The sequence below is a fragment of the Neorhizobium turbinariae genome (genome assembly GCF_023223505.1).
GTDB lineage: Bacteria > Pseudomonadota > Alphaproteobacteria > Rhizobiales > Rhizobiaceae > Neorhizobium > Neorhizobium turbinariae.
This window is the reverse complement of sequence record NZ_JALPRY010000012.1, coordinates 97,322-109,504: the sequence shown is the minus strand read 5'-3', so window position 1 is coordinate 109,504 and position 12,183 is coordinate 97,322. Positions and strand designations below refer to the sequence as shown.

Annotated in this window: 18 protein-coding genes; 5 read left to right on the top strand and 13 right to left on the bottom strand. The window is 60.7% G+C overall.

From position 1 onward, the window contains the following. Positions 1 to 34: 34 nt before the first annotated feature. The 3 genes from M0654_RS11270 to M0654_RS11260 are packed head-to-tail and all read right to left on the bottom strand — an operon-like array spanning position 35 to position 3,517. Positions 35 to 604 carry a hypothetical protein gene (locus M0654_RS11270; protein ID WP_248683176.1) on the bottom strand — a complete coding sequence of 190 codons (570 nt, stop codon included), beginning with the start codon at positions 602 to 604 and terminating at the stop codon, positions 35 to 37. A 2-nt stretch (positions 605 to 606) separates the two neighbouring features. Continuing rightward, positions 607 to 1,317 (bottom strand): hypothetical protein, encoded by a 711-nt coding sequence (locus M0654_RS11265; RefSeq protein WP_248683175.1) that lies wholly within the window; start codon positions 1,315 to 1,317, stop codon positions 607 to 609. Then, positions 1,310 to 3,517, bottom strand: a complete 2,208-nt coding sequence (locus M0654_RS11260; RefSeq protein WP_248683174.1) for a phage tail tape measure protein — start codon at positions 3,515 to 3,517, stop codon at positions 1,310 to 1,312. Before M0654_RS11260 ends, M0654_RS11265 begins: the two co-directional genes overlap by 8 nt. Here M0654_RS11260 and M0654_RS11255 point away from each other — a divergent pair. Continuing rightward, positions 3,501 to 3,767, top strand: coding sequence for a hypothetical protein (locus M0654_RS11255; RefSeq protein WP_248683173.1), 267 nt, complete (start codon positions 3,501 to 3,503; stop codon positions 3,765 to 3,767). The genes M0654_RS11260 and M0654_RS11255 overlap by 17 nt on opposite strands. Before the next feature lie 43 nt (positions 3,768 to 3,810). Here M0654_RS11255 and M0654_RS11250 read toward each other — a convergent pair whose 3' ends face one another. The 10 genes from M0654_RS11250 to M0654_RS11205 form a co-directional block, all read right to left on the bottom strand. After that, complete coding sequence (locus M0654_RS11250) at positions 3,811 to 4,101, bottom strand: hypothetical protein (protein WP_248683172.1); 291 nt, start codon at positions 4,099 to 4,101, stop codon at positions 3,811 to 3,813. Continuing rightward, positions 4,098 to 4,586, bottom strand: a complete 489-nt coding sequence (locus tag M0654_RS11245; protein WP_248683171.1) for a phage tail tube protein — start codon at positions 4,584 to 4,586, stop codon at positions 4,098 to 4,100. Before M0654_RS11245 ends, M0654_RS11250 begins: the two co-directional genes overlap by 4 nt. Next, entirely contained in the window at positions 4,583 to 4,861 is a 279-nt protein-coding gene (locus tag M0654_RS11240) for a hypothetical protein (RefSeq protein ID WP_248683170.1), read from the bottom strand. Before M0654_RS11240 ends, M0654_RS11245 begins: the two co-directional genes overlap by 4 nt. Positions 4,862 to 4,955: 94 nt before the next feature. Then, on the bottom strand, positions 4,956 to 5,204 hold the full coding sequence (locus M0654_RS11235) for a hypothetical protein (RefSeq protein ID WP_248683169.1): 249 nt from the start codon (positions 5,202 to 5,204) through the stop codon (positions 4,956 to 4,958). Between the two features lie 2 nt (positions 5,205 to 5,206). Beyond that, a complete protein-coding gene (locus M0654_RS11230; protein ID WP_248683168.1) occupies positions 5,207 to 5,653 on the bottom strand; it encodes an HK97-gp10 family putative phage morphogenesis protein in 447 nt (148 codons plus the stop codon). Continuing rightward, positions 5,653 to 6,000, bottom strand: a complete 348-nt coding sequence (locus M0654_RS11225) for a head-tail adaptor protein (RefSeq protein WP_248683167.1) — start codon at positions 5,998 to 6,000, stop codon at positions 5,653 to 5,655. The genes M0654_RS11230 and M0654_RS11225 overlap by 1 nt, the downstream gene beginning before the upstream one ends. Continuing rightward, positions 6,000 to 6,569 carry a head-tail connector protein gene (locus M0654_RS11220; protein WP_248683166.1) on the bottom strand — a complete coding sequence of 190 codons (570 nt, stop codon included), beginning with the start codon at positions 6,567 to 6,569 and terminating at the stop codon, positions 6,000 to 6,002. Before M0654_RS11220 ends, M0654_RS11225 begins: the two co-directional genes overlap by 1 nt. A 2-nt stretch (positions 6,570 to 6,571) precedes the next feature. Beyond that, the gene (locus M0654_RS11215) at positions 6,572 to 6,760 is read right to left on the bottom strand and encodes a hypothetical protein (protein ID WP_248683165.1); all 189 of its coding nucleotides are present in this window, start codon (positions 6,758 to 6,760) and stop codon (positions 6,572 to 6,574) included. A 65-nt stretch (positions 6,761 to 6,825) separates the two neighbouring features. Next, on the bottom strand, positions 6,826 to 8,037 hold the full coding sequence (locus M0654_RS11210) for a phage major capsid protein (protein WP_248683164.1): 1,212 nt from the start codon (positions 8,035 to 8,037) through the stop codon (positions 6,826 to 6,828). A gap of 34 nt (positions 8,038 to 8,071) precedes the next feature. Further along, positions 8,072 to 9,250 (bottom strand): SAM-dependent methyltransferase, encoded by a 1,179-nt coding sequence (locus M0654_RS11205; protein ID WP_248683163.1) that lies wholly within the window; start codon positions 9,248 to 9,250, stop codon positions 8,072 to 8,074. A 47-nt stretch (positions 9,251 to 9,297) separates the two neighbouring features. On the opposite strand from M0654_RS11205, the gene M0654_RS11200 reads away from it, so the two are divergent. Genes M0654_RS11200 through M0654_RS11185 form a run of 4 tightly spaced genes read left to right on the top strand, consistent with a single transcriptional unit; the run spans position 9,298 to position 12,126 of the window. Continuing rightward, complete coding sequence (locus M0654_RS11200) at positions 9,298 to 9,903, top strand: hypothetical protein (RefSeq protein ID WP_248683162.1); 606 nt, start codon at positions 9,298 to 9,300, stop codon at positions 9,901 to 9,903. Further along, positions 9,900 to 10,847, top strand: a complete 948-nt coding sequence (locus M0654_RS11195; protein WP_248683161.1) for a hypothetical protein — start codon at positions 9,900 to 9,902, stop codon at positions 10,845 to 10,847. The genes M0654_RS11200 and M0654_RS11195 overlap by 4 nt, the downstream gene beginning before the upstream one ends. Continuing rightward, positions 10,844 to 11,269 (top strand): hypothetical protein, encoded by a 426-nt coding sequence (locus M0654_RS11190; RefSeq protein WP_248683160.1) that lies wholly within the window; start codon positions 10,844 to 10,846, stop codon positions 11,267 to 11,269. Before M0654_RS11195 ends, M0654_RS11190 begins: the two co-directional genes overlap by 4 nt. Then, positions 11,266 to 12,126, top strand: a complete 861-nt coding sequence (locus M0654_RS11185) for a hypothetical protein (protein ID WP_248683159.1) — start codon at positions 11,266 to 11,268, stop codon at positions 12,124 to 12,126. Before M0654_RS11190 ends, M0654_RS11185 begins: the two co-directional genes overlap by 4 nt. The last annotated feature ends 57 nt before the right edge of the window (positions 12,127 to 12,183 follow it).

The window sequence follows — 12,183 nt, the reverse complement described above, 5'->3', positions numbered from 1 at the left end:
ATTTTGTCCTGAAACGTCATTTCCGCTTTCTCCTTTACCAGTTCGGCCATTTGATCGTCTTGTCGCGCATTAGCGGCACGCGTTCGCAGAACCTGTCGTCTGGTGCCGAGGGGTTCAGGATCTTGGCACGTGCCCGCTGGTCCACATCGGAAAGCACGCCGCCACTTGTCAGGGTGCGCAGCGTAAAGCGGTTGGTGATCTCCAGGTTGACCTGAGATGTGATGCCCGCATCGCTCGCCTCGTCGGAAACGTCGAGGTTGTCGATCTCACCGGTAAACACGACGATCGGCTCCTCGTCATCCGGCTGCTCGTTCTCGTCCAGCACCTTCAGCTTCACGATGAAAGGAGACCCCTGGATGCTGGTCGTCTCGTCATATTGCCAGATCTGGTCGGCAACAGAGGAAGAAACCGAGATCAGCGACAGAGCCAGGGTGTAGGCCTCACCGTTGATCGCGGCCTCGATCTGCTGCAGGGCGTCATCGGTGAACTGCGCCGGCCGGTAGATATTGCCGTCGTCATCAACGAAAGATCCGCCGGAGCCATCCCACACGCGGATCGTGCGATCGGGAAGAACGGCATCACAGAGTATCCGGAGTGACGCCATGATCAGGATCCCGCCGCCAATTCAGCCCAATACTGAGTGTCCTCGACAAAACTGACGTTCGCCCGCTCGAACCGGTCTGCATTCATCGAGCGCTGCATCCCCACATCGTCCAGAAGGTTGCAGACACAGGTAGGGCGGTCGAATTCCAGATCAGCGTCTGCAGGTATCACCGCCCTGACTGCCGGCGAGACTTGCACCGTAACGATGTCGCCTTCGAGAGAAAGCACGCGACCTGTCTGATAAAGAGCGTGCTGGTAGCTGAAACGAACGCCAGCCAGGTCGACAGCACCAGCGATGACGCGCATCGAAATCTGTGTCGCAGCAATTCCAGTCACACCTACGCTCCGGATCGCGATCGCGCCTTGTTCATAAGGCATGCCGTCATCGAACAGGCTGTCGTCATCGTGCGGCACATCGACCAACGGCTCTTCGTTGCCACTGGCATAGGGTGCGCTGTCCATCGCCCAGGTTGGAACAGCGATCCGACCAGATGTCCCGCCAAGGTAAGTCGCTATCGCATCCCAAGCACGGCGACGATCGACACCGGTCATTGGCACCCCCATCAGATCCACCCGCCAGTGCCCGAGATCCGTCCGCACCGAAGGTTTCGTTCCGCCCAACGTGCGACCGCCCGATCGAGTAAAAGGATTAAGGTAGGCGCGGCATTCAAGCGGCGATAGCAGGAACTCAGGCCAGACCAAGATATCAGCCATTCCGCCACTCGCCTCCGGCCTTGTCGTTCTGATAGCGCGCCATGGTCGGCACCACCTGGCTGTTAGACTGCCTCACGATGGCGGGCGCCGCCCGTGACACGCGGCCGTCAGCCAGGCGCTCCACTTCAGCCTGCCAGTTGCCGTTTTGATCGACGTAAACCCGCACATCCGTGGCTCCACGTCCGCCCTCCAGTGTTTGTCCAGGCTTCGTGATATCCACCCGCTCGTTTGGCGACTTGCGGAATGCGACGAGCTGGCTATCCACACCGCCACCGCCGCCAGGGAGGATGGTGCCGCCGCGAGCAAAACCTAAGATGCTACCGAAGAGACCGGAAAGAAACCCACCGAAACCGCCGCCACCGCCACCGCCGAAGCCCGAAAACGCGCTCTGCATGAGCATCCCGAGGATGTCTTTCAGCACATCCTTCCAACTTTTGGTTCCTGCTATGGCGGCACCGATAGACGATCCGATGCCCTGAAATGCGTTCTCGATCTTGTTGGCCGTGCCTACGACACCTGATTTCACATCGACGCTCTGCATCCCGTTGTTGAGGCCTTGCATGATGAACTCGCCCAGCTGGTGCATGACGCGAGAAGGCGAGTGAATACCGAGCGTGCTCTTGATGCTGTTGGTGATGCTGTCACCAATCCCGACCACTCCCGCCTTGACGCTTTCCCATTTGGCCTGGATGCCGTTCCACAGACCGTCCATGATCTGTCCGCCGATCTCCATCATCTTGCCCGGAAGCTCGAGGAAGGCGTTCAGGATGTCAGTCGCGATCTGGACAACCTTTTCCTTGAACGCAGTGAAGGCTTGTGAGGCACTTTCAACCCCCGCCTTGATCCGTTCCCAGATCTCTCCCGCAAACTGCTGGAGGTATGGCAGAGCGATCTGTAGACCCTGGTAAAGGAGCGTGATACCGCCGACCACGGCCGTGATGGCGGCCACCGCAGCCAGTACTGGAGCGCTGATGGCCGATGCGGCGGTGACCAAAAGTCCCAAAGCAATCACGACAGGCCCGATCGCTGCGCCGGCGGCCGCGATAACCGTGCCCCATTTGAGCAGCTCCGGATTTGTGGTTGCCAAACTGTCGACGATGCCCGCGAGGCTGCTGACCAGCGACGTGGCGAACTCCAGAAGGCCGCTATTCGCGATCGTGATGGCGAGGGTTTCCAATGCCCCCGTCAGCTTCTCCATCTCGCCGTTGAAGCCTTTCATGCGGGCAGCAGACTGCTCATCCGCAGACCCGGCGCGAGAGACCGCCTCAGTCATCTTATCGATTCCGGCGGCTCCCTGATCCGCCAGGGCAATGGCTGTTCGCATCGCGTCGAGGCCGAAGATTTCCTTGACAGCATTGTTCTTAGCTTCGTCGCTGAGACCAGAAAGGGCGGTTTTCAGCTCCTCCGCGATCTCCGACATCGACTTCATCGAGCCGTTGGCATTGAAGAACTTGAGCCCCAGTTCTTCCATCTTGGCGGCCGCCGCATCGCTCTTCGGAACGAGCGTGGTCAGGAATGTCTTGAATGAGGTGCCTGCGTCAGAGCCGCTGTTGAAGACGGACGAGGTCGCAGCGATAGCCGCGTTGAACTCCTCGATGCTGACACCCAGGGCGCCAGCGACACCGCCGGCTTGGCCGAGCGCGGCCTGGTAGTCCTGGAACCCGAATTGCGATGCAAGCGTAACGTTGGTGATACCGTCAACAACGCGGCCGAGATCCTGCACCTCAAGCTTGAACTGTGCCATGACATTGGTCGCGACATCGGCCGCCGTCGACAGGTCGCCACCGGTCGCTTCCGAAAGCTTGATCGATGCAGCCGCTGCACCGCCGAGAATGTCTTCTGCCGAGACAACGTTCTTCGCCAGCATCTCCATGCTATCGGCGGCTTCTGATGCTGACTTCGACGTGTTGGCGCCGAGCTCCAAAGCCAGCTTCTGCATCTGCTGAAACTGCTCGCCGGATGCATTGCTCGCCGCCTGGACGCGGTTCATCGACGCCTCGAAGTCGCCGGCCGTCTTGATGGTGAGTGCACCCATGGCCGCGATTGGGGCGGTCAGATAGGCCGACATGCTCTTGCCGGCAGACTGCATGGACTTGCCCACGCCGCTCAAGCTGGCTTGCGCTTTCTTGAGGCCATCCTGAAACTCAGCTGAATCGATACCGAGGTTGACGCGCAGCGCGCCAATGACTGCAGAAGCCATCTATTTCTTCCTATGTCGAGAAGCCAACCAGCTACGGGTAACCGCCTCGATCTGGTCGGGCGTCATGACCTTGGGCCTGCTGGCTTTGGTCATCATGCTTTCCAGCTTCGGCAGCTTCTTCATGCGCGCCAGCGCCTCGATGTGCCAGGCGAGGGACATTCTCTCGTCCCGCTCCCTGTTCCTTCGCTCTGTTTCGCCGGCGAGGATGACGCTGATTTCGCGAAGCGTGAGCCGCCAGAACAACTCGTAAGGTTGACCGGTTTCTACCCATGAGGAGATCAGCGACGGCCAGTCTAGACTGCCGTCGCCTTCCGAGGGCGCGAGCCGCCTTCCTTCTTCGGGAAGGCCAGTTTGAACGCCTTACCGATGAGCTCGCCGGTGCGCTGGATGCCGATCTCGTCAATCAGGTCGTCGCACTCCCGGATGGTTGTGCCCTCGTGGCGGTGCTGGAGGGCGCCCCAGAAGACAGTACGCATCAGAGTGAGGCTCGCCGCCTTGGGATCACTAAGGGCCGTACCGACCTCGCTGATGTTCTTGCCGGTCTCAGCCTCGATGGCGCACATTGCGCCCGTGCCGATCTTCATCGTCCACGTCTTGTCGAAAGCCTCAAATGAGACTTCACCGCGCTCTTTGTTGGCCATTGCGCAGCAGTGCCCCAGGTTTCAGCGCCGGAAACGGCGACGGTGATGGTTGCGGTCATGCGGTCGTCGACCGGGATCGACTTCTCATAACCGATGATGGAGGCGTCGTAGGTGACGGTAACGCCATTGGGGAAGGTGATCCTATGCTGCACGGTTTGGCCCGAGTCCATGAGCGTGCGCAGCAGGATATCGGTGTCACTGCCGGGAATGTAGTTGATCTCGAACGAAGCCTCGCCGTTGTCGATCAGGCCGGCGATGTATTCGCGCCGGCGACCGGGGCTCTGCATATGGGTCGCATCGATGCGATCGGCGCTCGCTGCACCAGGCGTCACGCTGAACACTTCCGCGATCTCAGCGAACGCGGCCGGGTCTGCGTCAGCATCCCAGATGGCATATTTGGTGCCGTAACCGATACGGGCGTCAGTCATGGGTCTTCTCCGTGTAGGACTGTGATGTCGATGGAAGTGCGGAACAGAGTGCTGACCTCTCCCGCGTCCGCGGCAGGAAGATTTCTTTCGCTTTCGATGAAGACGCCCTGGATCTGCCCGCCCTTGTAGCCGGACACGATCGCCTTCACGGCACGCGCTGCGGCGGTGGCCGCTGTGTAGGTCGCTGCATAGCAGTCGATCTGCACGCGGCTGGAGACGAAGCCGGAAGCGTCCTGCATGTGATAATTCGGCTGTTCGTCAATCCGGTTCAGCACGAGGTAGGGTGGCGCCGCCTTCTGAGGAGCGCGGACCCAATAGCTGCCCGCCGGCGACGGATGCCAGCAGAGCCGTGAGTGCTTCTTCCATAGGTCACTGAACCTCGACGCGAACACTGCCGTGAACGGATTCCGTCCAGAGGTCAGAGCCAGTAGACGGGTCGACCTGGCATCCGCCTTCGACGTCCAGAACCGGGCGGACGATCAATCCCGTCTCTTCATCGGCGGTGATGCACTTGTCGATCTCTTCGCCATCCAGGAACACACGGATTACCCTGCCTTCCGCCCTCGCTTGGGCCCAGGGCATGAAACCAGGATCGTCATTGATCGTCGACACGCGCATCGTTACCTCCCCCTCGCAGCCCTGCGCGCCAAACGCTGGGCGGATTTCTCGATCTCGCCCCAGAGGGAATTGGCGATGTAGTCGAGGGTCTGCTGCTTGGTGGCATCCCAGGCGGGACGCATGAATGGCTGCGGCCCATGCCGCGAGTTGCCGAACTCCTGCTGCGTGCCAGCGGGGTTGTTGGTGCCGACAAACATCTCTTGGAACGCTCGCCCTCCCGCCTCCTTGTGAAGGCTGCGCTGGCGCGGATTAAGCCGGGTCGACACGTCGATGCTCTCGACCAGGTGATGATCTTCAACTGGCGCTCTCGATCGAGCTGCACGCGCTACTGGCTCGCCTGCCTCTTTCAGGACGCGGCGCAGCGTTGCCTTCGCGGTCGACTTCGGCAGTTGACCGAGCGCCCGGTCGAGCTCCTTCAGCCCCTCGATCTTGACTGTCACCTTCGCCATCAGTCAGCATCCTTCAGCGCAGTGATCTCTATGAACCGCCGGCGGCCTTCGTCAGCTTCCTTGACGCCGCGGATCTCCCAGACCTTCCCCTCATGAACGATGCGATCGACAGGGGTAATAGTGCGGGTGACGGACGAGGAGCGAACGGTGAAGCGGGCAACCGTGAATGAACCAACCTGGCCGGCGGCCATGTATTCGATCTTGTGAGTGTCAGAAGCATCGCGACGGCGAGCCCAGAGCGTTGCAACTTCCGCCCACGTCTCGACCGGCTCGTTGAAGTCGTTAGGCACGCTGGTGACGCGCTCGACGGTGATGCGGCGGTCGAGTTCTTGCGCAGTGATTGCCATCAGACCAGCACCGACATGTATCTCGACGTCAGGTCTTTCTCGACCCGATCGAGAACATCAGAATTGGTTTGCGCGGCCGCATCGAAGTGTTTCTGCACGCGCAGAATTATCGCCGTCTGGATGTCTGCAGGCACTTCACCGGCGGGCCAGCCGGCAACATATTCAATGAAGACCGGCGCATCCTCGTAGAGGTCAACGGGAGCAATGAAGCCGCGATCGAAGCGAACGTAAGCCTCGCCGCCGCCAGTGTGCTTCAGCGTATACTTGCCCGCAGCAACCGTGGCGATCTGCCCTTGATCGTTGCGGTACTTCACAGAGGCTATCGAGGTGACAGGACCGACCTTTAGGCCCATCTTCTCCTCAAACCGCCCATAGTCCTGCCGCCAAGTCTGCTCGACGATGGCAATGCCAAGCACGCCGCTCCAGCCCTCGTAGTGCTGGACAGCCGCCTTGATCAGCCGCTCAATCTCAGCATTTGAGTCGGGCCCGTCCACGCGCAGAGCGTTCTTTACGTCCTCAACGGAGATGGGAAGCGAAGCCGGGGCAGTGACACGGACCGGTCGGAACATTTTCATTGGTCCTTGCTGCCTTCGGTCTTGGGCTTGGACTTAGGCTCGTCCTTCTTCGCGGCAGGCTTGGCTTCAGAGACCAGCCCCTTGGCGAGGAGCGGCTTTGCCTGTGCATCGCTCATCTCTACAGGGCTATTGCGACGGAACACGGTGGAGCCGTGCCGGAACGTCTTCAATGCAGTGAGTTTCATGGCGTCTCTCCTTCGATTCATAGAGAGGGCAGCCGAAGCTGCCCTCCTTGATGAGCCGAACTGAATCAGGGTGCCGGAACAGCCGTTCCGAACGCGCCGGTGACGAATGCTTCCGGGCGCTTCACAGCGAGGGCAAGCCGTTCCTCGCAGCGAACCGAGATCATGTTCTTCTCGAAGTCATCGACGTTCTCGGTCGAGATGACGACGTTGGCTTCTTCACGGTCGAAGATCTGGGCGCCGGTCTGGAAGGCGCCGGCCAGGAACTCGCCTTCGAACTGCGGGATTTCTGTTTCGACAACCGGACGGCCCCAGAGGGTCGGACCAGCGATGCGAAGTGGGTTCGCGAGGATGTAGCCGCCGGTCGTGTCCTTCGTCAGCTCGATCTTTGCCCAGTCGGTGAAGTGCACAACGAAGCCGTCGATCGGCAGCCGGGCGAGCTGTGCCTGCAGGATCGCAAGACGCAGATCATCGATCTCGGTTCGTGCATCCGGGGCGAACGCCGGAGCGAACTCGGAAGCCTGCGGCACGATGCCTTCAAGATGGCCGCCCGTACCGGAACCGAACAGGATCTCCTGTTCTTCAACGTACTTCAGGCCATAGCGCATTTCCGCATCGATCATCGACTGGAGCTGGGCGAAGTCGTCCATGATCTGCTTCGACGCCTTGAACATGTGCGCGATCGTGACGACCGGCGTGATCTTGGTGGCGAAATCGATGTCGGAATATGGCTTCGCCGTGCTTTCAGCGACGACGCGTGCGGCGTTGGTGAAGCCCGTCTGCTGCACCCAGAAGATGGCAGGAGACGTAGTGCGACCGCCGGCAATCAGATCACGGATGAACAGGCGCTGCTTCGGCATCACATCGATGCCAGGCAGGCGCTGCGGCTCCACGACACCGGTTGCGATGTCGGTGCTGATCACGTTCTTGACCGGGACGCTGACGCGCCGGCCACCTTGGACGCTCTGCGCGAAATCCTTCATCGCCTGATTTTCGATGGCCTGCTGGCCGATGGACTTCATGCCATCATCACCATTGCCACCGCGGCGCGCGCCCTTCTGCTCGACTTCACCCAGTCTGGCCTGGAGATCTTCGAGCTTGCCTGAAAGCTCCGTCTGGGACGTTGCCAGCTTGTCGACTTCCGCCTTGGTCTGTTCCGACAGCTTGCCGGTGTTCTTGACCTCGGTCAGGCATTCTTCCGCCTTCCGGCTGAACTCGTCGTTCACACGCGAAAGATCGTTCGTAACCTGCTTGAGCAGGTCGCGTACTTCATCAGCCATAACGGCCTCCTGTGATGGTTGTTGGTGCGGGCGCTTACGCCCTCGTGAGGCTCAGGTAGTCCTTCCAGTCCACCCGGTTGATCACCGTCTGCTTGCCGTAGGTGCCGTCTGCTTGCAGCTCCCACACGAACCACGCCGTGTTCATGCGGCTGGAAGCCTCGTTTCCGTCCCAGCCGTCGCGGTGCATCATCGGCAGCCGCCGCTTGAACACGTGGATGCGCGCCGGCGGGCATTCCTCCATGTAGAAGTTGCGATCCTCGTCCTCGAAACCGGCCAGCACGTTGAGGTTCAGGAGCAGCGCCATCTTGCGCGGCTTGTGCACCTTGAGCGCATGCGCGATGAAGGCATTCATGACCTCGCCATAGGGCGGGTTGGAGATGACGTCCGGCTCAGCCTCGTGGCGATCCGTCTGCAGGAAGTCCTGCACCTCCTGGCACACGCCGTCGCTGTCGCAGGTGCCGTAGTCGATGAGATCCGACAGGATGACGCCGAAGCCCTCGCGCTCCAGGTGCTTCGAGATCGCACCGCGCCCGCAGGCAGGCTCAAGGATCCAGAGGCCGAACCGCTCCAGCGCCAGCAGCGCGAACATCGCCTCAGGCGGAGTTTCGTAGAGGTTGTTGCCGCGATCTTGCCTGCTGGCCGAAGACGTGCCGACCGCCGCCCGCAGGTTCGCCCGGCTCGGCTCCAGTCCCGCGGCCAGCCGTGCCGCGATCGCCCGCTCCACGATGCCCGGCGCGCCGCGCTCGGCTTCCGCCAGCTTGCGCGCATCATGGATTTCCTTGCGCGAAAGCCCCGTATCGGCTGCGACCAAACCGTTTCCGTCTGGAACGGTTTTCGGCCTTCCGCCCTTCGCCGTGGAGCCGACAAGCCCCGCCGCCTGGGCAGCATCCCATTCGTTGGCGATCGCCATCTTGGCCCGCGCTTCGATCAGCAGCGCATCGCCCTGCAGCTGCCGCGCCTTGGCAACCAGCGCTTCCGTCGCGCCGAATTTTTCTGCAAACTGCGCTTCCGTCTTGGCTTGCGCATAAGCGCCTGCCGCCACGATCCGGGCGCGGATCACGTCGCCGTCGTCGAGCAGCTTGCGCGCCCGCTCAACCGTGGCGACGAGGCCGGAGGCGTCGATCCGTTCTTCCATCGTACGCTCGACAGCGACTGCCGGAACAGGATCGGGAGATCCTTCCACCTGGCCGCTCTCGTCGAGCCAGGCGAGCATCGCCCGCGCCTTGTCGGTCGGGTAACCACCGTTTCGAAGCTGACGTGGTGCGCTGGCTCAATCGGTCGGTCACAATCATCAAGTCGGATGAGTACGAAGGCGTCGTAGATGTGTGGGAGCGCCGGAAGTACATGGCCGGCATCAATGGCGCGCCATGCACGACCGAGACGAAGATCGCCCCCAGGCTGGCCTTCCAGCGTCCGGACGACGTTCATGTGTTCGGCTACACCGCCGACAAGGAAGACTTGGCACGATTTGCACGGTTGCAGGAGAACTTTCCAGAACTCACGGTCAAGGCTCCGTTGATCGAGGCCGGCGTCAACAAGGCCGCCGCGCTTGGAATGCTTTACCGCGCTGGCATAGAGCCGCCTCGCACGTATGCCATGGGCTTCCCGAACGCGAACTGCCTGCAAACAGGATGCGCAAAGGCGACCTCTCCAGATTACTGGTCGCTGCTGCGGCTGCGCTTCCCTGATCGCTTCGCTGCCATGGCCGAACGGTCCCGCCGCATCGGTGCGCGCCTCGCCCGCATCAAGGACGAGCGCATTTTCATTGACGAAATCCCTGCTGACTGGCCGGTCACGAACCCGATCGCGCCGGCCTGCGACTTCCTCTGCCAGTTGGCAGAAATGGACCTGGAGAAGGTGGCATGAAAATATACGTGGCATCTCACGAGCGATTAGCGGCAACCCATGCCGCCCACGTCCTGTCTATCGCAGGGCACAACATCACGAGCCGCTGGCATGGGAAGGAGTTCCTGAAGACTGAGGAACACACCGTCGAAGAGCGGATCGAGATTGCGTCCGAGGACTTTGAAGACGTTACGGAGGCGGATGCGCTCGTGATTATAGCCGGCCCGGATCGTTACCCCGGCGGCAAGTTCGTAGAAGCCGGGATCGCGCTCGGCCAGGGCAAGCCTGTAGTGGTCATCGGCAGGCGCGAAAACATGCTGATGTGGCTTCCGGAGATCATCGCGGTCGACACACCTGAGATGGCTGCGACGGCCCTTTCCAATCTTGAGCGCCGCTCCCCCGCGCCCCAACCGAAAATGAATGGGGAGCCGGGACAAGGCCCGGCTCGGTCTGGACTATTGGAAAGTTCTGAAGACCTCCAGTCCAAAGAAAGCAATGCTGATGATGTCTGCTACGGCGAGCTTACGCAGTCTGATGACAAGCGTGATTGTCATGGATCTCTCCTGGTCCGCGATGGCGGCTACGATCAAATTGATGGAAATCTGAGCGTTCGCAGCAAACACGGCCCCGGACATGATCGAACGGGCCTACGAGTTAGCGAAGGGTGTCAGCCTGATGACGCGAGCAAGGTCAAAGAAGCGACCGACGAACCGTCTGAAGATCAATATATGGACTCCTGCAACGCTTTCAATGCTCCGCCACAGAACCATGTGCCGGCGCTCGACTGGTCTTACTTCGACGGCCCGAAACGGAACGTCGAATGGAAGCTGGACGATCAGGATCTGATTTACACCGCGCTCAATTACCGCGACGATGATTACGGTGATGCTGACGAGGATGTAGGACAGCAACTGGTCGAGCGCCTTCTTGCCGCGTGGAAACGAGCATCGGAGGCCGGCCGATGATCGACTTCCTCAAGCTCGCAGATCGGGTTGCGGCCGGTGAGATCAAATCACTCAGCATCAAGCAGCCGTACCCGCATCACATCTTCCACGACGGTAAGGACGTCGAAAATCGTGACTGGCCGACCAAAGGTCGAGGCTGGTTCATCGTCCATGCCGGCGTCTCGAAATCGGAGATCGACAAAGACGACGATCATCAGATGGCAATGCCGCGCGGCGGCGTGGTCGGCATGGCCCGCATCGTGGATTGCGTTCGAGAGATGGAGAGCCAGTGGTTCTACGGCAAGTTTGGCTTTGTGCTGCGCGATGCCTTCCCGCTCCCGCTGATCGCCTGCCGAGGACAGCTCGGCTTCTTCAACCTTGAACCCGACGTAAACCAGCAGGTGGCGGCTGCCATCCGCGAACACGCGAGGATCGCAGCATGACAAATTCTGTCACCCATGACGAAGCCGCCATTGAAACCATGCGCGCAAGCGTCATCCGTCAGGCGATCGGCCCCACAATATTGCTCGGCTCTGGCACATACTTTGACTTTGAAGATCCGGAGAGCAGCGAGATCACGATCGAGGATATCGCCTACGGCCTCGCCTTCGAAGGCCGGTGCGCGGGCCAGTGCTTCAGCCGCCTCCTGCAGCGCCGCGTATTCTACTCCGTCGCGCAGCATTGCGTCCTGATGAGCCTGATGGTGCCGGCAGAACTAAGGCTGCAGGCGCTTATGCACGAGGTTGGGGAAGCCGTTTGCGGCGACATGACCGCTCCGTTGAAATCCCTAAACCCGTCGTTCAAAGCGATCGAGAAGCGGTGCGAGGCCGCAATCCTCAAGAGGTTCGGCATCACTATGACGGACCCTGTCACCTTGAAACATCACGATGTGCGGATGCTGGCGACCGAGCGCCGAGACTTGTTGCTCTGGCGCGGTGAGAAGTGGTCGCTAACGGACATCGAGCCTTACGATTTCCACATCACGCCTTGGACGCCTGAGCAGGCAGCAGAAGCGTTTCTTGCTCGCTATGCCGAACTGACCAAAACCCCCGCGCCCCAGCCGAAAATGGTGACTCTCGCTGACTGCCCGATAGGACTTTTCCGCTACGATGGCGAACTGTGCCTCAAGACGGAGTATGGCACCAACGAGGGCCGGATAGACGCTTACATCGTATCGTCTGGCGAGTTCTTCTGGGGCGGCACCAACACGCCCACGGCTCAGCGCCAAGTTATGGTCGAGCCAGTCGCGGAAATCGCGGTGTCGCCCGCGCCCCTATCGAGGGAGGAGCACAAGCTATGAATAACTCTGAATTCGGCGATGACGATCCGATCCCGTTGGGGGAAGCCGCAAAGGTGT